Origin of the sequence: Streptomyces sp. NPDC018693 (genome assembly GCF_044391385.1) — a bacterium.
Taxonomy (GTDB): Bacteria; Actinomycetota; Actinomycetes; order Streptomycetales; family Streptomycetaceae; genus Streptomyces.
The window spans coordinates 177,026-198,758 of the sequence record NZ_JBIRZZ010000007.1; the positions used below are offsets into that span (position 1 = coordinate 177,026).

Genomic DNA, 21,733 nt, shown 5'->3' on the forward strand with positions numbered 1-21,733 from the left:
GCGTCTGCTCACCATGATCGCGCTCCCCATCCCGACCCCGACCGCTGGGCCGAAGTCCCGTTCTCCAGTGACGGGAGAACTCTAGGGGAACGACTGTTCGCCTTGGTCGCCGAGGGTGATCGCCTCGTACAACTCCTGTTGTTCGGTGAGGAGTTGTGCCACATCCCGTTCGCGGGGTGCTGGGCGTGCCGGGGTCGACGGGGTCCCGGCCGCGGGAATGGACTGAGCGCCGCCTCTACGGCTGCCAGACGTACCGCACATCCGGCTCCCGCTCCTCGTTGCCGCTGCCGTCGGTGTGCTCGGCGGCGGTGAAGCCGTGGCGTTCGTAGAAGCGGTGGGCCGGGCCGTTGACCTGGAAGGTCCACAGGCTCAGTCCCTGCGGGCGGCGCTCCTTGGCCAGGGCGACGAAGCGGTCGCCCATGCCGCGCCCGCGCCACTCGGGGGCGAGGTACAGCTGGGACAGCGACTCGCCCTCCAGCACCATCAGCCCCACGACCTCGCCCGTGCCGGCGGCCTCGGCGACCCAGGTCTCCCGCATGGGTATGAGGACGTCCCGGAAGTAGGCGCGCACCTCGTCGTCGGTGTGTGCCCGGACGACCGTCGGCAGCGCGGCGCCGAACGACCGCAGATAGACATCCGCGGCGGCGACCGCGTCGCCGGCCGTGGCCCGGCGCAGGGTGACGTCCGGGTCGGATCCCTCCCCGACGGGACCGGAGGGCACCACCGCCGTCGCCGTGATCTCCACCAGCTGCCCCGTGTAGCCGAGACAGGCCACCCCGATGAGCGTCGACGAATGCGGGCCGATGCTCAGGCCGGACGCCTCGACCACGTCCCACACGGCGGACAGCACCGCGGTCTCACCGCTCATCACATACACATCGGTGCTCACGACATGGGCCAGATCGCTCCCGACCGCCCGCAGCTGCTCCCGCAGGTTGGCGATCACCTGCTCGGCCTGGCGGACCGGATCCCCCGCACCGACCAGCTTCCCCTCCGCGTCGAGGGGGACCGATCCGGCGAGGAAGGCCAGCCTGGTCCCGGCCTCGACCACGGAGGCGTGGGAGTAGCGGGGCGGCGGGAACAGAGCGGGGACGGTGACACGCCTGATCACGAGGGCTCCTGCGGTTGAACGGCCGGCAACCCGCCGATCATCGGCGGTGACGAGGAGTTCCGCATCCTCATTTCGGATGCGCTTCCCGGCGCGCCGCACGAACCGCCCCGCGCGGAGGGAGCCTCCACCCGCCAGCCGTCCTCCCGCGCCACCTGCTCGAAGATCTCGATCTTGCGGGCCAGCCCCTCAGGCTCCCCGATGTCGCACGACCAGGAGGCCCGGGCCCACTCCTCCTCCCCGCGCACCAACGGGTGCCCCCGCACGGCGAGATGCAGCGCCAGCGTGGACCGCGCGTACAGCCGCACCGCGTCGTACGGGTCCGGGATCCGGTGGTACCCGTCGGTCTCCCGGAGCCGCAGCCACCGTCCCTCACGCCCGGCCACCAGGAGCGGTACCGCCGGCCGGCCGGGACTCTCCTCGCCGCTCTCCACGAAGAGCGTCAACGCGCCGCCGGCCTCACGGACTTCGTACCGAGGCAGATAGGACAGCCGGGCGAGCCCGAGGCAGTGCTTCCAGGAGGTGACCCAGAGTCCGCGCCGGAGGTAGTAGCGGACGGTCGGCTGCCAGGTCCAGTGCGTGTCCAGCCGGTACCCGTGCAGCCCCTCGGCGCGGCAGGCGTCGTACACGATGTCCAGCGCGGCGGTGGCCGTCCCGTGCCGCCGGGCCACGGGGTGGACGTAGAGCGACGAGACGCGCAGTGCCCCCGCGCCCATGGGCCAGATGTCGACGGCGATGGTGCCGACCTCGCGGCGCCGGTCGTCCGGCGACAGGATCCAGTACCGGCTGCGGAACTCCTCGTCGAGCCGGCCCTCGCGCCCACCCGCGCCGAGCCGCATCCGGAGCCGTTTCTCCCCCGAAGCGGTGAGCGAGTCCGGGTCGACGCACGTGCCCAGGGCTCCCTCGGCCAGCGAGGCGAGATCGCAGAGCCCGAACCGCCGGCCCTCGCCCGGCCGGACGGGACGCAACTCGGGCCGGGCGGCGAGCCGTTCGTGCACACGCAGGGCCCGGAAGTGATTGTCCTCCATGCGCCCGGAGCGTAGGGACCCCGCCCGCTCTCCGCGCGGCCGTCGTGGAAGCCCGTTCGGGCAGGTCATCCGCACGATGGACGAACCTCCGGGGAGGACATTCGATGCGCGCACTCCTGAGCGAGGTGGGGGTACGCCTCGGCGACCGCCGCGTACACCCGCCGCCGCAGCAACGCCTCGGCGGCACCACGCCCCGCGCTCCCGCGCAGCCCCCGCAGCAGCTCCTGATAGCGGGTCAGCTGATCGAGCAGATAGTTGACCTGCCATCGCGCCGGCACGGACGCCGCGGAGTCACCGCCCCCGACCGCGCCCCGGCCGGCGCCGAGCCCCAGCTGCTCGCGATGCTCCGCCGCCAGCGCCGCCAGCCGCCGCGGAGCCATCCGCGGCACCTCGATGGGCTCCGCAGCGATGCGCGCCAGCACCTCCCTCCGCCGGCGCAACGCGGCCGCCTTCGCCGCGGCCGACCGCCGCGCCGCGCCACCGGCCAGGACCCGGAACTCTTCACTCCGCTCAGCCGCCTCCACCCGCTCCACGAGATAGAGCCGAACCGGCGGCGCCGCCCGGACGTGTGGATTGTCCCGCCTCGCATCCGCGTCCCCGAGCAGCCGCCGTACCATCCCCGGACTCCAGCCCCGGGCCCGCAGCCCGGCCGTGGACAGATACCGCCGCTCCTGTTCGTGCGCAGTCATCGCTGATTCCCCCGTCGTCGTTACTCTGAGTGACGACTTCATTGATAACGCGCACCACTGACAACGACGCCGGAGCGCCCGGCCGCAGCGCGAAAAGCCCTGGAGCCACAGCAAGCACCCCCTTACCCTGCGCGCATGACCTCCGACCCCGACACAGCCTTCCTCGACGCCACCGCCGAACGCCTCGCCACCCTCCCCACCGTCCGGGCCGTGGCCCTCGGTGGTTCCCGGGCGCAGGGCACGCACCGCCCCGACAGCGACTGGGACCTGGCCGTGTACTACCGGGGCCCCTTCGACCCCGACGGCCTGCGCGCTCTCGGCTGGGAGGGCGAGGTGTCCGACGTCGGCGGATGGGGCGGCGGCGTGTTCAACGGCGGCGCGTGGCTGACGATCGACGGGCGGCGCGTCGATGTGCACTACCGCGATCTCGACGTCGTCGAGCGGGAGTTGTCGGAGGCGAGGGAGGGACGCTTCCGGGTGGAGCCGCTGATGTTCCACCTCGCCGGGATCCCCAGCTACCTGGTGGTCGCGGAGCTGGCGATCAACCAGGTGCTTCGGGGTGAGCTGCCGCGGCCGCAGACCTACCCGGAGAAGCTGCGCGTCTCCGCCGCCGAGCGCTGGCACGGCACGGCCCGGGCGACCCTCGCCTACGCGCGGGCCGCCCACGCCCCGAAGGGTGCCGTCACCCAGGTCGCGGGTTCCATCGCCGTCGCTGCCACCCAGGCGGCCCACGCGGTGCTGGCGGCGCGGGGGGAGTGGGTGACGAACGAGAAGGGCATCGTCGAGCGCGCCGGGCTGAGCGCCGTCGACACCCTGATCCAGAGCCTGGCGGCGCGTCCGGACACCCTGTGCTCGGCACTCACGGAGACGGAGGGGCTCCTCCGCCGGGCTTGTCGATGAACACGGTGGACCGCTCGCCGAACACGGGGACCGGTCGCTGACCTTCCCCCGGCCTGCCCGACGGGCCTCCCGCCGGTGCACCCGACGGGGGCGGAGGCGTTGCGTTCATAAAGAACGTGGTCTTCCGGGGCTTTGTCATCTGTGGGTAACACCAGCGTTCCAGACACCCCGGCTTTTCGATCTACGGTGGAGGACACCACCCCGAGCCCGGTCACCGTCGCCCGAAGGCACACCCCGCCCTCGTCACGACAGGAGCCCCGTGTCCCGCGTCGCCCTCGCTCTGCCGCCCTGGCTCGCCCACGCCCTGCGCGCCCAGCGCGGGCCCGTTCCCTGGAGCGCGGTCGGGCGAGGGGCGCTGGGGGCCGGGCCCTTGCTGCTGCTGGCCATGGCCGCCGGGCGCACCTCCCTCGGAGTGGTCGCCGCCATCGCCGCGATGCTCGCCGGCATCAACGACCGGCCCGGCAGCCGACGGGCCTCCGTGCGGCGGCTCGGGGCGCCCGCGCTCGCGGGTGCGGCGGGGCTGCTCGTCGGGACGTACGCCGGGGACCACCTCGCAGCCGTCGCGCTGACGCTGCTCCTCACCGCCCTCGGGCTGCTCGCCGGCGGGGTCAGCGCCGTCGGGCCCGTCGCCTCCGGAGCCGGGACCCAGTTGCTCGTCGCGAGTGCGATCGGCGCGGGGATGCCGCTGCCCGACGGCGCGGGCCCGCGCGCCCTGGCCTATCTCGCCGGCGCCGCCTGGCTGCTCGCACTGCGGCTGCTCCTGCCCACACCCGGCTCGCTCACCGGGGACTTCCGGTTCGACGGGGAGCGCACGGCCGTCGCCGAGGTCTACGACGCGGTCGCCGCCCTGCTCGACGCCGCCGGGACCCCGGACGCCGCCGCCCGGCGCTCCGCGCTCACCGCCGCGCTCGACCACGCCCAGGACGCCTTCGCCGGACCCCGGTTGCGGCGGTACGCCGGCTCTGCCACCGAGCGGCGGCTGCACGCACAGTACGCCGCCGCGCTGCCCCTCGCCGAGGCCGCGACCGCCCTCGCCTGGGCCGGGGACGCCCTGTCACCGAGGACCTCCGAGGGACCCCGGCGCCTCGCCGCCGCCGTACGCGCCAACACCACCACCGGGCCGCTGCCCGCGCCCTCCCGCTCCGTGCCCGGCCTGCGCGCCCTCGACGACGCGCTGCTGCACGCCGCCGACGCCTTCGACCAGGGAGACGGCGGCCGGCTGCACCACCGGCGGCGCACGGCCGGGGATCTGCTCCGGGCCGCCTTCGGCGCCGGCGGGCGGGAGTACGGCGTGCGGGTCGCCCTCTGCTTCGGCGCCGCCGCGGGCATCGCGCAGGCGCTGCACCACTCCCACCGGTACGGGCAGCACGCCCACTGGTACTGGCTCCCCGCCACCGCCGTCTTCCTCGTCAAGCCCGACCTCGGGCCGCTCGTCTCCCGCGTGCTGTGCCGGGCCGCCGGTACCGTCCTCGGGGCGCTCGTCTTCGCCGGCTTCGCCGCCGTACTGCCCCGGCCCGAGGGACTCGTGGCGCTGGTCGCCGTCAGCGGGGCCCTCATACCCGTCGCCACCCGGCACTTCGCCGCGCAGACCGCCGTCGTCACCGTCCTCGTGCTCGCCCTGGTGATGATCGGAGGCGAGCCCCAGGCGTCCGTCAGCCGTATCGGGGAGACCCTGCTGGCCTGTGCGATCGTGCTGATCACCGGCCATCTGCCGCTGCCGGGCGCACACGGTGGGCAGGTACGGGCCCGGCTCACCGCCGCGACCCGCGCCGCGGACGCCTACCTCGCCCACGTCCTCGCCGGGTCCACCGACCGCGCCGCCCGCTGGACGCTGCGGCGTGAGGCGTACCGGACGCTTGCGGAGGCCCGTACGGCGATCGCCCTCGCGTCGGCGGAGCTGCCGGCGCTGGCGAAGCACTCCGTGGGTGGCTCGGAGGTCGCGGGGCTTCTTGAGCGGCTTGTCGACACGGTGACGGCTTGCGCTGTGCACCTGGACGACACGGGGTGGCTGGCACCGCAGTATGCCGAGCGGCTTCGGGAGCTTCTGGAAGAGGGCCGTGTGTTGTCCGCGGGCCGTCCGGGGCTGGTCGCGCCCCGCGGCGGAGCGGCATGTTGATACAGCCCCGCGCCCCTTATGGGGCGCGAGGGTGTGGCCCTACGTTGAGATCATGACGCCCGACATCCTCATCACCGGCTGCGCCGTTCTCCTGCACGACGCCGAAGGGCGCGTCGGATTCCGTGAGGGCGCCGCCGTCGTCGTACGCGACGGAATGATCGAGTCCGTCCTTGACACCGACCGCCCCGACCTCCCGGCCGCCGCCGAGCACATCGACGCCCGCGGGCAGGTCGCCCTCCCCGGGCTCATCAACTGTCATACGCACGCCCCGATGGTCGCCCTGCGCGGTCTCGCCGAGGATCTGCCCACCGAGGAGTGGTTCAACGACGTCGTATGGCCCGTGGAGTCCAACCTGACGGAGAAGGACGTCGAGCTGGGGGCGCGGCTCGCCTGTGCGGAGATGATCCGCGGTGGGGTGACCTGCTTCGCCGACCACTACTTCGCCATGGACGCCGTCGCGGCCGTCGTCGCCGAGTGCGGGATCCGGGCGCACCTCGGGGAGGCGTACTTCTCCTCGCAGGGGCTTGGAGGCAGGGAGCGGTCCCTGGAGTTCGCGCTGCGGCACCGGGGCGGCGCCGACGGCCGTATCACCACGGCCCTCGCCCCGCACGCCCCGTACACCGTCACCGACGCCGACCTCGCCGCGACCGCCGACCTCGCCCGTGAGCACGGCCTCCCGGTCCATCTGCACGCCGCAGAGAACCGCGCCCAGACCCAGGCGTCTCTCGACCGGCACGGTGTCACCCCGATCGAGGTCCTGGAGCGCACCGGCATTCTCGACGGGGATGTCCTGATCGCCCATGGCACCGGCATCCTCGACCGTGACCTGCCGGTCCTGGCACGCGCGCGTGGCCGTGCGGCGGTCGCCACCGCGCCCCGCGGCTATCTGAAGTTCGCGTGGCCGACCACCACTCCCCTCCGCGCCCTGCGTGAGGCCGGCATCCCCGTCGGACTCGCCACCGACGGCGCCGCCTCCAACAACTCCCTCGACGTGTGGGAGTCGATGGCGCTCACCGCCCTCATCCAGAAGTCGGACACGGGCGACCCCCGATGGCTGACGGCCCGCCAGGCACTCCACCACGCGACCGTGCAGAGCGCCGACGCCGTCGGACTCGGCGACCGCATCGGTTCGATCGCCCCCGGCCGGCGCGCCGACCTGATCCTCGTCGACCTCACCGGCCCGCACACCCGGCCCGTCCACGACCTCGCCGCCACCCTCGTGCACAGCGCCCGCTCCTTCGACGTACGCACCACGATCGTCGACGGGCGGATCCTGATGCGCGACCGCGAGCTGCTCACCATCGACGTGCCGTCCGTCGCGGAGGAGCTGGAAGGACGCCTGCCCGCGCTGACCGACCGGAGCCACGGCCGACGGATCCAGGAGTACGACATCCAGGAGTACGACATCCGGGCGTACGACACCTGAGCCGGTCATCACGACACGTACTGCTTCTGACGCGGTGCGTACCGACCCTGTTCGTAAGGTGATCGGATTCTCACATTCCGCAATGAAGTCGTGTCGCCTACGTCTCAGTCGCGTCACTGGGCGAGGTGCTGGGCCGCCGGAGGGCGTTAACTCCTACAAGTTACGACGCTTCTGGAGGTGCGAGATGGTGAACGGGCGAACCGTGCTCGAACGCTTTCCCGCCGGTGGCCCGCGGGGATCGTGGCCCGCGGAGGAGTTCGCGCACGCGCGACGCATGGAGGGGCTGCCGGCCGAGGTGGTCATGGACCTCGCGACGGACACGTTCCTGGTGATCGTCCGGAGCGCCGAGAGCGGCGAGTGACTCGGTGGCTATGCCGTGACCGGCCGTGACCAGGTGGGCGGCGTGTCGGTGAGGCGGCACAGGGCCAGGTAGAGCGGGAGGGGCGGGGTGTACGGAAGGGTACCGTCCGGTCGGTGGATGAGACCGGGGGTGGTGAGCGGCAGCTCGGGAAGGACCCCGTCGAGGGCGTAGCGGGCCGGGGCCGGCCAGTCCAGGGCGTAGTCGGAGTCGGACGGAACCAGCCACCACCAGTGCGTCTCGTCGGCGTAGACGCAGCCCACCCGGGGCAACCGGGGCAGGACCGGTGGCCCGAGCCGGGCCGGCACGCCGACGGCGTCGCAGCCCAGGGGGACCGTCATCCCGTCGGGCACGGTCAGGCGGCGGGGGTTGTGCGGCGCGGACAGTTCGCGCTGGACATGTATGAGGGTGTTGAGACTGAACGCCGGGCCGCGACCGGGGGCGGCGGTCATCCCCGTCCCCGCTCGCTGCCGTGTCCGAGCGGGGTGAAAGCCGACGAGGGCGTCCCGGGGCGGGTGTGAGGTGCGGGGTGGTGCTTGGGATGACCGTGACCACCGTGACCGCAGACGTGATCGTGTATGTGGTCGTGCACGTGGCAGTGGTCGTGCACGGGGGCGTGGCCGAATCGTGGGCCGCGGATGTCGTGCGGGCCGGTGGCGGCCGTCTCCTCCGGTGCGCGGTGGAGCTGGCGACCGACCCTCGTGGGCGTACCGGCGGTCTCCTGGCCCTCGTAGCCCTGCTGGGCCGGCTCGTCCTCGTCGCCGGAGCCGCGGGACGGGCCGCGCTTCGGGCGGGCGCCCCAGCCGAGGTCGTTGTGCGGGGCGTCGGCGCGGTCGGTCGCGGGAGCCTCGCGGGGCGCGTCGGCGCCGTCCGTCGCGGGTTCCTCGCGGGGAGCCGCGGCCCGGCGCGGGAGTTCCGCCCAGACCAGCAGGCCGGGGCCGTGCTCCTGGGCGCCCCAGGCATCGCAGAGGGCGTCCACGAGCAGCAGTCCCCGTCCGTGCTCCTCGTCGGGGCGCTGCGGGGACGGGTGGGGTTCACCGGGCGCGCAGCCCTCGTCGCGCACGGCTATGCGCAGGAGGTCGTCGCCGTCGTGCAGCTCGCACACGACGACTGCGCTCGCGGTGTGCACGACCGCGTTGGTGACCAGCTCGGAGACGATCAGAGCAGCCGAGTCGCAGGTGTCCTCGCACACCGACCAGCCGGTCAGCCGAGCCCTGGTCAGGCGTCTCGCCTGCGCGGGGGAACCCGGATGTGCGGCCAGTTCGAATCGGAACCGGCGCTCGGCAGCGGCCTGGTCGGGGCCTGCTTCCGTGGCGGCACCGAGACCGGCGGAGCGGCCTGCGGCGGCGTCTGTTCCTAAGGGGGCGGACGGAATCACGCTTGCCACTATCGCCCCGCCGTGAACACTTGGCAAGTGTCACTCTGAAAAGTGCAGAGTGCTGTGTGACTCTGTGGAGGGCCGTGGCACACTGCTCGCAACAGCACCTCGAGCGGCGCCAGTTGGGATCACCGAAGATCCGTACGGATGTGTACCGGACTTCGAATGGATCTTCGAATGGCGCCGCAGGGCTGTCGGGATTCTTTGGGTGGAGGTGGAGCGTGAGCGAGCCGCGGTCCGCGCCGACCGTGGGCCAGGTGGTCCTCGGCCGGCGCTTGCAGGACCTGCGGGAACGCGCTGGGCTCAAGCGTGAGGAGGCCGCCCGCGTCCTCCGTGTCGCGCCCGCCACCGTCCGACGCATGGAGATGGCCGAGGTCGGCCTCAAGATCCCGTATGTCCAGCTGCTGCTGAAGGCGTACGGCGTCACCGAGGAGGAGGCCGAGGGCTTCGTACGACTGGCCGAGGAGGCCAACAAGCCCGGCTGGTGGCAGCGGTTCCACGACGTGCTGCCCGGCTGGTTCTCCATGCACGTCAGCCTGGAGGGCGCGGCCTCCCTCATCCGCCAGTACGAACCCCACTTCGTCCCCGGTCTGCTGCAGACCGAGGACTACGCCCGCGGGGTGCTGAGGTCGGGCGCCATCGGCCAGACCCGGCCGGAGGACATCGAACGCCTCGTCGCCCTGCGCATGCAACGCCAGGAACTGCTCACCCGTCCGGATGCGCCACGACTGTGGGTGGTCATGGACGAAACGGTGCTGCGCCGCCCGGTCGGCGGCCCGGAGGTGATGTGCGCGCAGATCGACAAACTGCTCGAAGCCACGAAGCTGCCCCATGTGACGCTGCAGGTCGCCCCCCTGGAGAGCGGACCGCACCCCGGCACGTACGGGCCCTTCGTGCTGTTCCGGTTCGCCATGCCGGAGCTTCCGGACATGGTCTACAGCGAGTACCTGACCGGCGCCGTCTATCTCGACGCGCGCACCGAGGTGGCGACCCACCTGGAGGTCATGGACCGCATGGCGGCGCAGGCCGCTACGGCACATCGCACGAAGGAGATCCTCCGGGATCTCCGCAAGGAGCTGTGAATGGATCGCATCAAGCCGCGCAAACGGGTCTACAACGGCATGCCCGCGCGGGACTTGGGCAGCGAAGGCTGGCACAAGCCGTGGAGCGGCGGCAACGGCGGGAACTGCCTGGAGGCGATGAAGCTCGCGGACGGCCGGATCGCCGTGCGGCAGTCCACCGATCCGGACGGTCCGGCGCTGATCTACACCACCGATGAGATGACGGCCTTCATCGAGGGTGCGAAGGCGGGGGTGGCGGACTTTCTGCTGTCGTGATGTCTGTTCCTTTTGCTTTTGGTGCTGATTGCTCTGGGTGCTGCCTTGAATCAGCGGCTCACCGCGGTGTCCCGGTCGACGCGTGACAGCTCGGCCCGTACCACTCCGCCACTGTCGGTCAGGAGGGCGACGTCCGGCGCGGGGATTCTGCGAGGCCGGCAGACGAAGGGCCCGGTCCGGGATCGTTCGATCCGGACCGGGCCCGCGTGCTTCGGCTAGAAGTACGACCAGATACGCCGCGGCGCGTCCACCAGGCGGCTCACGGCCACGACCGCCGGCGGCGGCTGCTTGGCCTCCTGCCGGTCCAGGCTCAGCGCGTAGTAGATCTGCTCGACCGACGGCGGACCCACCGCGAGGTTGCGCCGGACCGCCGAGGTGGGCGACTCCTCACCGGTCTGCACCAGGTAGGACGCCACCACCGCACCGGTACGGCCCACTCCGGCGCCACAGTGCACGAACACCGGTCCGGACGCGTTCGCCACAACCTCCTGGAACCGCTTCACCTGCTCGGGCGTGGGCGTCTGCCCGTCCCGGATGGGCATCCGTACGACGTCGAGGCCGGCCTTCTCGGGCGCGGCGAGCTGGGCCGCGGTCAGCTTCTCGGCGCGCAGGTCGACGACGGTGCTGAAGCCGAGCTCGTCGAGGGTCTGGTAGCCCGCGGGGGACGGCGCGGCACCGCGCCACAGCTGCCCGTCCGAGTCGACCGGCTGGAAGTGGTGGATGCCCTGCACCGCGTGCGTGCCGGGCGGCGGCGGGGTCTCCCCGCGCGCCCAGTACGACGCGGCGAGGATGCCGAAAGTGCCGGTGGCCCACAGCGCCAGATACCCGATGACGGTGATCAGCAGCACGCGCACCACGCGCCTGCGGACGGAACGGGGGCGGCGGGTGGCCGCGGGTGCGGGGGCCAGGGTGGAGGGGGGAGTGGGGGAGGAGGTGGGGGAGGGGGAGGCGGTGACAGCCATGGGCGACCCGGGGGACTAGGGGACGGGGGCGCATCTGCATCGTACCCGTCTGGTGATATGTCCCGAGTTGCCCGTGATGAGGCTCTCATTCCCGGTTTGGGGGTTGCCATGAGTGGGGGTGATGTGTCACTGGGTATCGGCGTCCGCGTCGCCGATGCCCATCACGGTGAGGTGGGCGCGGTCGACGGTCGCGTCCTCCAGGCAGCCGCGCAGCCGCAATTGGTCGTGATGGCCCAGCGCGGGCCTGACCACGCCGGCGAACACACCGTCGTCGAGACTGCCCAGCGTGGTGTGCCCGAGCGGCACGGAGGTGGAGTCCCGGCAGCGCTCCCAGATCTGCTCCGCCGCGAGCGCCTGCCGTTGCACCGTCATGTCCGCGCCGCGCACGTCGATACGGAGTAGTATCGACGTCGCCTCGTTCTCGTTCGGGCGCTCCGCGCGCGTCTGGGTGAGGTCGGCGAGGCCGACCACCAGCGCGGTGAGCAGTCCGGCGGTGACGACGGCGCCGACTCCGAGGACGGCGGTACGGCGCGGGGAGCGGCCCGGCGGCAGCGGCGGCAGGTCCTCCAGGTCCACCGGGGCGGCCGGACCGCCCGTGCCGAGGTCGACGGGGTTGTCCTGGGCCAGGAGGAACGAGGCACCACGGCCGGCCGGGGCGGCGATGGCGGTGGCGGGACTGTCGATGGCGGTGGCGGCGGGGCTGGGGGGCGCGGCCAGCACCGCCAGCCGCCCGGCCAGTCGGCGCTCCGCCGGGCCGCGGACCGTGTTCGCCGCGATCCGCTGCACCAGCCAGGCCAGCCCGGACAGCAGCACCCCGGCGACCATCAGCACCGGCACGAACACGAACGTCCGCTCCGCCGGCTCGTCCAGCCAGCGGAACCGCCGCGTCTGCCGCTCCTGCTCCCGCAGCCGCGCCAGGACGTCCCGCTGCCGCCGCTCGCCGTCCTCGATGCGTCGCTCGATCCGCGCCAGCCGGCTCAGCAGCACGGCCCCGAGCAGCATCACCTCGACGACCAGCAGCAGCACTCCGCACAGGATCGCCCGCTGCCACTGCCAGCGGTAGAGATAGACGACCAGGTAGCTACCGGCACCGGCCGCGGCCAGGCCGCCGAACACATAGCCGACGCGCTTCATCGCGGGCTCCCGGTGAGATCACGCGCGGCCCGGCCGCCGTCGTCCCCGCGCTGCCTGTCGTCCCCGTGCTGCCCGTCGTCCTCGTGGTGCTCGTCGTTCCCGTGCTGCTCGTCGTTCCCGCGCTGCCCAGCGTTCCCGCGGTGCTCGTCGTTGCCATGCTGCCCGGCGATGGCGCGCTGCCCGTCGTCCCCGCGCTGCCCGGCGATGCCGCGCAGCTCGCCGGTGGCGCGGTCGGCTTCCTCCCCGACGTCCACCACCTCGCCCGTGGTCCCGTCCACCGTGACGCGGGTGCCCGGCGGGAACCGGCGCACGGCGTCGGTGGCCCCGACCACCGTGGGCAGGCGGAACTCCCGGGCCAGCACGGCGAGATGGGACAGCGGGCTGCCGGTCTGCGCGACCAGACCGGTGAGGCCGGGCAGCAGGGGTGCCAGCGCCGGATCGAGCGTGCGCACGACGAGCACCGCGCCGGACGGGGGCGGCCCGGTCCCGTCCCAGGCCGTGCCGACGGCCCGCCCGCCGGAGACACCCCGTCCGCCGCGGACCGCGCCACCGCCGGACGCGGCGCGCTCGGCCACGACGACCGAGCCGTCCGCGAGCCGGAAGGCGTCGGGCAGCGGCGCCGAGTCCGGCAGCGGCCGGCGTGCCGCCAGATCGGGCGGGAGCGGTCCGCCCTCCAGCGCACCGGCGAACTCCAGCCAGCGCAGCAGCCCCGCCCGCTCGACGTCCAGCCCCAGCCGCCGCGCCCCTTCGCGCACCAGCCGCACCTGCAGCTCCTGCGTCCAGCGGACCCGCAGCCGGAGCGCCTCACGCGGCGGGAGCGAGGGGACGGCCGGGCGCCGCCGTGCCTGCGGTCCTTGTCCTTCTTGTTGCCCTTGTCGACCTTGTCGTTCGCCTTCTCCCCGGGTCTGCCGTCCTGTCTCCCGCCCTTCTCTGTTCGCCTGGCCACCCACGCGCGGGGCGGCCGCCGGCAACCGTCCCGGTTCCCGCAGGCTTGGTCCCAGCAGGGCCAGCACCGCCGGCTCCTCCGCCACCAGGCGCTCGTCCGGCACCCCGCGCTCCCGTGCCGCCGCGAGCGCGGTGAGGGCCGAGCCCGCCGCCGTCCGGGACCGCGCCGGCGCGGGGAGCAGCGCCCCGGCCAGGGCCTCCTGCGCGTGCAGGGACACCAGGGCCGCGCGTGCCCAGCGCGCCTCGGCGACCAGCTCGGGGTCGAGCAGCTCGCCGGGCGGCGCGACCTCCGCCAGGTGCCGGTCGACATCGGCCACCAGGTCGGTGGCCAGGCCGGGCAGCGCCCCGGTGAGCCGGCCGAGCCGCCAGGCCGCGCCGAGCCGGCGGGCGCCCGGCGCCGGGTTGAGCAGTGCCAGCCACCGGTGGCGCGGCGGGACCGCGCCGATCAGCCGCAGGTCGGCGGCGGCGCGCCCGCCGACCGTGGTGACCACCGGCACCCTCCGCAGCAGCCGGCGCGGTGCGCTGCCCGCGATGTCGAGCGCGGCGGCGATCCCACGGGCCATGGGCGTGACCCACAGGTCCTCCTCCAGCGGCAGCAGCTGCCCCGGCAGCGTCTCCGCGACCGGGCCGGGCCCCAGCAGCCGGGCCCCGCGCGCGGGCCGGGCCGCCATCGCCGTGATCGGACGGCTCTGGAACAGCCACAGCCGACCGTCCCCGTCGAAGCCGAACTCGACGTCCTGCGGACCGCCGAACACCTGCCGGGCGCGCTTCGCCAGCCGCGCCAGCCGGACCAGCTCCAGCCGGGTGAGCGGCGGGTCCGCCTCCGGCGGCTCCCTGCGCAGCAGCCGCCCCCGCCCGCTCAGCCAGTGGCTGATCCCCGCCTGCTCGCCGCCGACCAGGCTGTCCGGACCGCCGTGCACCGCGCTGACCAGCAGCCGGTCGGTGCGGCCCGCCACCGGGTCCGCCCCGAACATCACGCCGCCGACCCGCGCGGTCAGCATCGGCTGCACCAGCACCGCCATCGGGGCCGTCGACCCGTCGGGCCGACGCGCCGAGTCGAGCACGGTGCGTACCGCCGTACGGAAGTCCTCCCAGCCGCGCACCTCGAGCACGGACGCGAACTGTCCCGCCAGTGAGGACTCTTCGGTGTCCTCCTGCGGTGAGGAGGACCGTACGACGAGAGAACGGGCGCCGTCCTCCGACAGTTCCCGCCAGGCCCGGTGAAGATCGGGACCGAGGTCGGTGCCGGGCGGGTGCGGCCCGCCGTCCCGCGTCCGGTACGGGATCACGAAGCCGGGGAGGACCGGCAGCCCGGCGGCGGCCGCCCGGGCGAGGTTCGCGGCCTTGGAACCGGCGAGCGCGGGGAGCGCGGCGGCGGGCCGGTCCAGCGGCACGGCCGCCGCCGGGATCGGTGGGCTCTCCGGACCGTGCGTTCTGATCGCCGCCGCCGGGGCCCGGCCGGGGGCCGCCATGCCCCTCGGGCCGTCCGCGTCGTGTGCGCCTTCGCCGTGGCGTTCGTCAAGCGTCGTCATCAACACCCTCCAGGACCGGCCGCCAACAGGGGGGACGCGCTGGGGTGGCCCTGCGCCTGACGGCGGAACGAAGGATGGGGGCAGCCGTCGTCGGCCGGGACCCGGTCACGCCGACGACACGCCTCCTTTGCCCAGGGTCTCACTGATGTCGGGATTCGGGTCGCGTGGAGCTAACTTTTCAGACTTATTCGACATGAATCCGTGCGTACGGAGGAATCGGAAGCGCGGTGCCTACTGCGGTGGCAGTACGGCGACCAGGGCCTCCAGTGCCGCCTCGTACGCGTGCTCGGACGGAGTGGCGTAACCGACCACGATGCCGTCGACCGCCCCGGCCGGCGGCGCCTCCGGGTGCCGGAACGCGGCGAGGCCGTCCAGGGCGACGCCGTGCCAGGCCGCCGCCTTGACCGTGGAGCGCTCGGTGCCGCGCGGCAGCCGCAGCACGGCGTGCAGTCCGGCCGCGACCCCGGTGACCTCGATGTGCGGCGCGTGCGCGGCGAGCGCGGCGACCAGACGGTCACGGCGGCTCCGGTACCGCTGCCGCATACGCCGTACATGACGGTCGTAGGACCCGGAGACGGTGAAGTCCGCCAGGCCGAGCTGGTCCGGGACGCTCGCCCATCCCTCCCGCTCGCCCTTGGCCGCGAGCACGCCGTCGACGTACCGCTCGGGCAGCACCATCCAGCCCAGCCGCAGCGCGGGCGACAGGCTCTTGCTGACCGAACCGATGTGGATCACGCGGTCGGGGTCGAGTCCCTGGACGGCGCCGACCGGCCTGCGGTCGTAGCGGAACTCCCCGTCGTAGTCGTCCTCCAGGATCACTCCGTCACGCGCGCGTGCCCAGTCGATCACGGCCGCCCGGCGCGCGGGGTGCAGCGGGCCGCCGGTCGGGAACTGGTGCGCCGGGGTGAGCAGGACGGCCCGCTCGCGGCCCAGCCGCCCGACCTGCGCGCCGTGTTCGTCCAGCGGCAGCGGCACGGTCCGCACGCCGGCCGCCGTGAGCAGGTCACGGTGGAAGGGCAGCCCGTACGCTTCCACGGCCAGCGGGCCACGCAGCACCCCGCCCGCGGGCGGGCCGCCCTGGCCGCTCCGGCCGCCCTGGGCGCCCTGGGCGAACAGCAGGCGCAGGGCGTGCGCGAAGCCGGAGCAGATCACGATGCGGTCCGGCTCGGTGCGCACACCCCGCGCGCGTGCCAGGTACTCGGTGAGGGCCTCGCGCAGCTCCCGGCGACCGGCCGGGTCGCCGGGCCCGAACACCTCGTTCGGGGCCTGGTGCAGCGCCCGCCGATAGGAGGCCAGCCAGGCCGCACGGGGGAACGCCGACGCGTCCGGGGTGCCCTGCCGCAGGTCGTGCCGTGGCCCACGCGCGCGTGGCGGAGCCTTCTTGGGCATGCGCGCGCCCGGCCGCAGGGGTCGCGCCCGGTCGGCGACCCGGGTCCCCGAGCCCTGCCGGGCGGTCAGCCAGCCCTCCGCGACGAGTTCCGCGTAGGCGTCGGCCACCGTGTTGCGGGCGACCCCGAGATCGGCGGCGAGCGAACGGTACGGCGGCAGCCGGGTGCCAGGGGCGAGCCGGCCGCTGCGCACGGCCTCGCGCAGGGCCCGGATGAGCGCGGCTCGCCGCCCACCCGGACCGGACAGCTCCAGATGCAGGTCGGCGCCGATCCGCTCCGCGGAATTGACCCACGTTTCCCCCATGGAAATGCACCCTACAGTCGGTCTTTCGGCTCCCTAGATTGAGGGACATGACGACGAACACGATCAACACGACGACCGCCATCAGCGCTTCCACCGGAACCCCCGCCTCGATCGCCGCCGCCGAGGCCGCCCGGACCCGTGTGGACTTCGCCCACTCCGCCCGGCAGGCGTTCCGCGCCCTCATCGGCTTCGACGCGGCCGCCCGCGAGGGCCTCGACCCGGCTCTCGTCGAGCTGATCCAGATCCGCGCCTCGCACCTCAACCACTGCGCGTACTGCCTGCACATGCACACCGACGACGCCCGCAAGGCCGGCGAGAGCGAGGACCGGCTGCACATGGTCGCCGTCTGGCGGGAGGCCCGTCACTTCTTCACCGAGAAGGAGCAGGCCGCCCTGGCCCTGACGGAGGCGCTCACCCTGGTCGCCGACCGGGGCGTCCCCGACGCCGTCTACGCCGAGGCCGCGGCCCGCTTCGACGACGCGGAACTCGCCCAGGTCATCGCCCTGGTCTGCACGATCAACACCTGGAACCGCGTGGCTCTGGCCACCGGGAAGGTGGCCGGAACCGACGAGCGCAAGTGACCCCCCAGCTCCGGAGACGGCCTCAGACGGTCATCGGCCGGTCGTACGGCGATATGGGCGCCGGCAGCCGCGAACTGCCCGTGAGACGGCGGTCCACGGCGGCGGCCACCGCCCGCCCCTCCGCGATCGCCCACACGATCAGCGACTGCCCGCGCGCGGCGTCCCCGGCGGCGAACACTCCTGGGACGTTCGTCGCGAAGCCGCGGTCCCGGGCGATCGTGCCGCGCGGCTCCAGCGTCAGCCCCAACTGGTCGACGATCCCGTCCTCCCGGTCGGGCCCCGAGAAGCCGAGGGCGAGCAGCACCAGGTCGGCGGGCAGCGCCCGCCCGGTGCCGGTCACCGGCCGCCGCGCCGCGTCCACCTCCACCAGGTGCAGGGACCGCACATGCCCGGCCGCGTCCCCGGTGAAGCGCAGCGTCGAGGCGGCGAAGAGCCGCGCGTCGGCGTCCGCGGCCGGCGCGGTCCGCAGATCGCGCGCCTCCTCGTGCGCGGCCGACAGCCGGTAGATCCTCGGATACGTCGGCCAGGGCTCGGCGTCCTCGTCGCGCTCGGTGCCCGGCTGGGCGTAGATGTCCAGCTGGGTCACCGACGCGGCGCCCTCACGCACCGCCGTTCCCAGACAGTCCGCCCCGGTGTCACCGCCGCCGACGATCACGACGTGCCGGCCGGCGGCCGACAGCGGCGAGACCTCCAGATCACCCGCGCACACCCGGTTGGCGAGCGGCAGATACTCCATCGCCTGATGGACACCGGCCAGCTCCCGCCCCGGCACCGGAAGCTCGCGCCACGCCGTCGCACCGGTGGCGATCACCACGGCGTCGTAGCGCGCCCGCAGCTCCGCCGCGCCGATGTCCCGCCCGACCGCCGTGGACGTACGGAACTTTGTGCCCTCCGCCCGCATCTGCTCGATGCGCCGCTCCAGATGGTGCTTCTCCATCTTGAACTCGGGGATGCCGTACCGCATCAGCCCGCCGATCCGGTCGTCCTTCTCGTACACGGCGACCGTGTGGCCCGCCCGGGTCAGCTGCTGCGCCGCCGCAAGGCCGGTCGGCCCCGAGCCGATCACCGCCACGGTCCGCCCGGACAGACGGTCCGGCGCCTGCGGCGGTACGAGACCGTCCGCCCAGGCCCGGTCGGCGATCGCGCACTCCACGTTCTTGATGGTGACCGCGGGCTGGTTGATCGCGAGCACGCACCCCGCCTCGCACGGCGCCGGACACAACCGCCCGGTGAACTCGGGGAAGTTGTTCGTCGCGTGCAGCCGCTCGCTCGCCGCCCGCCAGTCCTCCCGCGAGACCAGGTCGTTCCACTCGGGGATCAGGTTGCCCAGTGGGCAGGCGTCGTGGCAGAAGGGGATGCCGCAGTCCATGCAGCGGTCGGCCTGCTTGCTGATGATCGGCAGCAGCGCTCCAGGAACGTAGACCTCGTCCCAGTCCCGGACCCGCTCCTGAACCGGCCGGCGCGGCCAGTCCTGGCGGGGAGTGGTCATGAATCCCTTGGGATCGGCCATGGGCGTCTTCCTCGCTCACGCGTGCGACAGGCCGAGCGTCATCGGGTGGCACTCTTGCGGACACGATACGTCCCGGCAGGGCCGCCCGCAGAGTGGTCGGCCGGGCACCGCGGCCCGCGCGCAGGCGCCAGCCGCGCCTCAGACCAGCGCCGCCACATATATGACCGCTGTGGCGGCCGACGCGAGCGCTCGGACGTGGTTCCACCGCGTCCACTCACGCACATACACCGGCCAGTACTCGGCGGCCTCGGGCGTGCCCGCGTCCAGCCGCGCCAGCGCCTCGTTGCGCGGCACGTTCGCCGTCACGGTCACCCCGAACGCGCCGACCAGATACAGCGCGCTGCCCAGCAGCAGCTCCAGCCGCCCCTCGTCCGGCCACACCACGAACGTCACCACGGCGAGCATCGCGCACACCACCGCCGTCCCAAGGAACACGATCATGAACGCCGGAGTCAGCGCCGCCGAGTTGATCGCGTTCATCGCGGCCACGCCCCGCGCCGACGGCAGCGCGCCGAGCCCACGCATCACCAGCACCGAGAAGGCGCCGAACACCCCGGCCATCACCCCCGTCGCGAGCACACCCAGCACCATGAGCACCAGATACGGCCCCTCGATCATCAGAACCTCAACTCCCACCCGTTCCAGCCGGGAAAGCGCCCGGCACCGCCTGCCGCACCACCGGTGAAGACCCCGTACATGATCGGCGACCCGGCCCGGAGGCGCGACGGCATAAACACGACGGCATAAGCAGACGTCCACCGCCCCTTCACCCGGCCCGTTCACCCCGCCGACTCCGCCCCTGATCCCGCCTCCTCCTCCCGCCACCGCCCGAGCACCGCCGCCACCGTCGCCGTGATCCGCCGCCGCGCCTCGTGCCGTGCCACCCCCTTCATCAGCAACTGGTCGTACGGCGTGTCCACATGCCGTACGGACGCCACCACCGCCGACACCACCGCCCCCTCGGACAGCGCCCGCCCGGCGGCGCTGCGGCCCACCCGCCCGCTGCCGCGCACCGAGGCATGCGCGGCGATCTCCCGCGCCCGGTCCGCCGGGCACCCCGGGAACAGCCGCAGGATCTCCGCCGCGAACGCCGCCGCGAACCGCTCGTCCTGCGCCGCCCGCCGGCGGGCGGCCCGCACCCGGCGCCGCCGCCGTGCCTCCGCGTCGGCCAGGCACCGAGCCTCGGCCCGGGCAAGCCCCGCCTCCTCGACGAGGACGCCCTGCCGCTCGTAGCGCGCCTTGCGCCGGTTGAAGCGGACGACGACCGCCGAGAGCGTGCTCTCCTCCCGCGACCGCCGCGTCAGCGCCGTGTCGCCGCGCGGCAGGAACACCAGATGACCCAGATCGGCGCAGTCAAGGCACCGCGGGGCCCCGTCCTCCAGGACGAGCAGCGACAGCGGACCACGTCGGCATCCGGCGCAGTGCCGGCGCCTGACCGGCTGGATCACGAGAAGTCCACTGAGAGTCGGGGAAGTCGGGGGAGTGGGGGGAACCACGGGTGACGCCATACGGCCTTCATTCCCGCTGCCCGGCCCCGGACCACGCACCGACGGGGCGGCATGACGGCACGCGGGTGTGGTGGAGCGTCGGTGCCTCACCCCAGCGGGCGGGGGCCGGGCCGCACCTGACGCATCATGGGGCGTGTGCGACTCGAAGCGATCACCTGGGACCGGCTCGCCGAACGCCTCGCCGAGCGGCTGCTCGACCTGCAGCCGGCCGACGGCGGCGCCCGGCCGCGCGTCGCCTTCGACGGTGCCCCCGCGGCCCGCCCCGGCGACCTCGCCGAACGCGTCGCCGAGGCCCTGCGCGTGCGCGGCCGCCCTTCCCGCGTCATCGACACCCACGGCTTCCTGCGCCCCGCCTCGCTCCGCCTGGAACACGGCCACCAGGACGTGGAGTCCTACTACGGCGGCTGGTTCGACACCGGCGCCCTGTGGCGGGAGGTGTTCGGCCCGCTCGAACCGGGCGGCGACGGCCGGATCCTGCCCGACCTCTGGGATCCGGTCACCGATCGAGCCACCCGCAGCCCCTACGTCCAACTCCCGCCCGGCGGCGTCCTGCTGCTGCACGGCCCCCTCCTGCTGCGCCACTGGTTCCCCTTCGACCTGACCGTCCATGTCCTCCTCTCCCCGTCCGCCCTGCACCGCCGCACCGTCGACGCCGACCGCTGGACCCTGCCCGCCTTCGAGCGCTACGAGCAGGAGACCGACCCCGCCGCCACGGCCGACGTCCTGGTCCGCGCCGACGACCCACGCCATCCCGCCTGGAACGGCGACCCCGCCTGATCCGCGCACCCACCTGCGCCGCCCCGGCCGGAGGTGCGGGTGCCGTCCGGCCCGGTGAGAATGAAGGGCGCCGGGACAGCGGTGCGCCCTGCGCCGCGCCGGCCGTCCGGTAACGGGAGGTACCCATGACCACCGCCGGAGACATCATGCACCGGGGCGCCGAGTGGATCCCCGCCCATGAGACCCTCGACCGCGCCGCGCAGCTGATGCGCGAACTCAACGTCGGAGCCCTGCCCATCAGCGACGACAACGAACGCCTCTGCGGCATCCTCACCGACCGCGACATCGTCGTCGGCTGCGTGGCCAGGGGCCACGACCCGGCCAAGGTCACCGCCGGTGAGATGGCCCAGGGCACGCCCCGCTGGATCGACGCGGGCGCCGACCTCAGCGAGGTGCTCGACGAGATGAAGGGGCACCAGATCCGCCGGCTCCCAGTGATCGAGAACAAGCGCCTCGTCGGCATGATCAGCGAGTCCGATCTCACCCGGCACCTCAGCGACGAGCAGATGGCCGACTGGGCCGAGAGCGTCTACGCCAGGACCACCCCCTCCCCCCACTGACACCGCGCCGCGGCCCGGCTCCGGCGCCGACGGGCGTCAGAGCCGGCCGTTGCGCCGCAAGCCGCGGTGACCCTCCCTCCTCGCACCGCGTATCCGCGCCCTGGCCTGTCAGTCTGCCGGCCCGGAGCACACCCCGGGCCGGCCTGTGGAAGGGGCTGGTTCCGCTTTGTTCCCGCCTGTGGACAACGGGAC

Annotated in this window: 20 protein-coding genes and 2 pseudogenes; 9 read left to right on the top strand and 13 right to left on the bottom strand. The window is 73.7% G+C overall.

Features of this window, described 5'->3' with window-relative positions; genetic code table 11:
• Nucleotides 1-235 precede the first annotated feature (235 nt).
• The 4 genes and pseudogenes from ACH5AC_RS20280 to ACH5AC_RS20295 all read right to left on the bottom strand — a co-directional run bounded on the left by ACH5AC_RS20280 (nt 236) and on the right by ACH5AC_RS20295 (nt 2,825).
• The gene (locus tag ACH5AC_RS20280) at nt 236-721 is read right to left on the bottom strand and encodes a GNAT family N-acetyltransferase (RefSeq protein WP_398863563.1); all 486 of its coding nucleotides are present in this window, start codon (nt 719-721) and stop codon (nt 236-238) included.
• Nucleotides 722-778: 57 nt separating this feature from the next.
• Nucleotides 779-1,210 (bottom strand): annotated as a pseudogene (locus ACH5AC_RS20285) (RidA family protein); the annotation flags it as partial.
• Complete coding sequence (locus tag ACH5AC_RS20290) at nt 1,108-2,136, bottom strand: GNAT family N-acetyltransferase (protein ID WP_398863314.1); 1,029 nt, start codon at nt 2,134-2,136, stop codon at nt 1,108-1,110. The gene ACH5AC_RS20290 and the pseudogene ACH5AC_RS20285, both read right to left, overlap by 103 nt.
• Nucleotides 2,137-2,201: 65 nt before the next feature.
• Complete coding sequence (locus tag ACH5AC_RS20295) at nt 2,202-2,825, bottom strand: hypothetical protein (RefSeq protein ID WP_398863315.1); 624 nt, start codon at nt 2,823-2,825, stop codon at nt 2,202-2,204.
• Nucleotides 2,826-2,960: 135 nt separating this feature from the next.
• Between ACH5AC_RS20295 and ACH5AC_RS20300 the strand changes: the two genes are divergently transcribed.
• The 4 genes from ACH5AC_RS20300 to ACH5AC_RS20315 all read left to right on the top strand — a co-directional run bounded on the left by ACH5AC_RS20300 (nt 2,961) and on the right by ACH5AC_RS20315 (nt 7,628).
• Entirely contained in the window at nt 2,961-3,725 is a 765-nt protein-coding gene (locus ACH5AC_RS20300; protein ID WP_398863316.1) for a nucleotidyltransferase domain-containing protein, read from the top strand.
• A gap of 259 nt (nt 3,726-3,984) precedes the next feature.
• Nucleotides 3,985-5,841, top strand: a complete 1,857-nt coding sequence (locus tag ACH5AC_RS20305; RefSeq protein ID WP_398863317.1) for an FUSC family protein — start codon at nt 3,985-3,987, stop codon at nt 5,839-5,841.
• A 52-nt stretch (nt 5,842-5,893) separates the two neighbouring features.
• Entirely contained in the window at nt 5,894-7,267 is a 1,374-nt protein-coding gene (locus ACH5AC_RS20310) for an amidohydrolase (RefSeq protein WP_398863318.1), read from the top strand.
• A 184-nt stretch (nt 7,268-7,451) separates the two neighbouring features.
• On the top strand, nt 7,452-7,628 hold the full coding sequence (locus ACH5AC_RS20315; protein ID WP_398863319.1) for a hypothetical protein: 177 nt from the start codon (nt 7,452-7,454) through the stop codon (nt 7,626-7,628).
• Between the two features lie 8 nt (nt 7,629-7,636).
• Here the strand turns inward: ACH5AC_RS20315 and ACH5AC_RS20320 are convergent, their stop codons facing one another.
• Together ACH5AC_RS20320 and ACH5AC_RS20325 are read right to left on the bottom strand one after the other, a co-directional pair.
• A complete protein-coding gene (locus tag ACH5AC_RS20320) occupies nt 7,637-8,077 on the bottom strand; it encodes a hypothetical protein (RefSeq protein WP_398863321.1) in 441 nt (146 codons plus the stop codon).
• A 296-nt stretch (nt 8,078-8,373) separates the two neighbouring features.
• Nucleotides 8,374-9,012 (bottom strand): annotated as a pseudogene (locus ACH5AC_RS20325) (ATP-binding protein); the annotation flags it as partial.
• 212 nt (nt 9,013-9,224) lie between these two features.
• On the opposite strand from ACH5AC_RS20325, the gene ACH5AC_RS20330 reads away from it, so the two are divergent.
• A complete protein-coding gene (locus ACH5AC_RS20330) occupies nt 9,225-10,085 on the top strand; it encodes a helix-turn-helix domain-containing protein (RefSeq protein ID WP_398863322.1) in 861 nt (286 codons plus the stop codon).
• Nucleotides 10,086-10,340, top strand: a complete 255-nt coding sequence (locus ACH5AC_RS20335; protein ID WP_365472439.1) for a DUF397 domain-containing protein — start codon at nt 10,086-10,088, stop codon at nt 10,338-10,340.
• A 215-nt stretch (nt 10,341-10,555) separates the two neighbouring features.
• On the opposite strand, the gene ACH5AC_RS20340 is transcribed toward ACH5AC_RS20335, so the two are convergent.
• The 4 genes from ACH5AC_RS20340 to ACH5AC_RS20355 form a co-directional block, all read right to left on the bottom strand.
• On the bottom strand, nt 10,556-11,302 hold the full coding sequence (locus ACH5AC_RS20340; protein WP_398863324.1) for a dual specificity protein phosphatase family protein: 747 nt from the start codon (nt 11,300-11,302) through the stop codon (nt 10,556-10,558).
• A 126-nt stretch (nt 11,303-11,428) separates the two neighbouring features.
• Complete coding sequence (locus tag ACH5AC_RS20345) at nt 11,429-12,436, bottom strand: hypothetical protein (protein WP_398863325.1); 1,008 nt, start codon at nt 12,434-12,436, stop codon at nt 11,429-11,431.
• Nucleotides 12,433-14,913 carry a PEP/pyruvate-binding domain-containing protein gene (locus ACH5AC_RS20350; RefSeq protein WP_398863326.1) on the bottom strand — a complete coding sequence of 827 codons (2,481 nt, stop codon included), beginning with the start codon at nt 14,911-14,913 and terminating at the stop codon, nt 12,433-12,435. The genes ACH5AC_RS20345 and ACH5AC_RS20350 overlap by 4 nt, the downstream gene beginning before the upstream one ends.
• A gap of 231 nt (nt 14,914-15,144) precedes the next feature.
• Nucleotides 15,145-16,605, bottom strand: coding sequence for a PLP-dependent aminotransferase family protein (locus ACH5AC_RS20355; RefSeq protein WP_398863327.1), 1,461 nt, complete (start codon nt 16,603-16,605; stop codon nt 15,145-15,147).
• A 47-nt stretch (nt 16,606-16,652) separates the two neighbouring features.
• On the opposite strand from ACH5AC_RS20355, the gene ACH5AC_RS20360 reads away from it, so the two are divergent.
• On the top strand, nt 16,653-17,186 hold the full coding sequence (locus tag ACH5AC_RS20360; protein ID WP_398863328.1) for a carboxymuconolactone decarboxylase family protein: 534 nt from the start codon (nt 16,653-16,655) through the stop codon (nt 17,184-17,186).
• 22 nt (nt 17,187-17,208) lie between these two features.
• Here the strand turns inward: ACH5AC_RS20360 and ACH5AC_RS20365 are convergent, their stop codons facing one another.
• From ACH5AC_RS20365 to ACH5AC_RS20375, 3 genes are all read right to left on the bottom strand, one after another.
• Nucleotides 17,209-18,696, bottom strand: a complete 1,488-nt coding sequence (locus ACH5AC_RS20365) for a glutamate synthase subunit beta (RefSeq protein WP_398863329.1) — start codon at nt 18,694-18,696, stop codon at nt 17,209-17,211.
• A 138-nt stretch (nt 18,697-18,834) separates the two neighbouring features.
• Complete coding sequence (locus tag ACH5AC_RS20370) at nt 18,835-19,314, bottom strand: DUF1772 domain-containing protein (protein ID WP_398863330.1); 480 nt, start codon at nt 19,312-19,314, stop codon at nt 18,835-18,837.
• A 161-nt stretch (nt 19,315-19,475) separates the two neighbouring features.
• The gene (locus tag ACH5AC_RS20375; RefSeq protein ID WP_398863331.1) at nt 19,476-20,204 is read right to left on the bottom strand and encodes a DUF2293 domain-containing protein; all 729 of its coding nucleotides are present in this window, start codon (nt 20,202-20,204) and stop codon (nt 19,476-19,478) included.
• 126 nt (nt 20,205-20,330) lie between these two features.
• Between ACH5AC_RS20375 and ACH5AC_RS20380 the strand changes: the two genes are divergently transcribed.
• Nucleotides 20,331-20,981: a uridine kinase gene (locus ACH5AC_RS20380; protein WP_398863332.1), complete on the top strand. Its 651-nt coding sequence runs from the start codon at nt 20,331-20,333 to the stop codon at nt 20,979-20,981.
• A 125-nt stretch (nt 20,982-21,106) separates the two neighbouring features.
• Nucleotides 21,107-21,541 (top strand): CBS domain-containing protein, encoded by a 435-nt coding sequence (locus ACH5AC_RS20385; RefSeq protein ID WP_398863333.1) that lies wholly within the window; start codon nt 21,107-21,109, stop codon nt 21,539-21,541.
• Nucleotides 21,542-21,733: the final 192 nt, after the last annotated feature.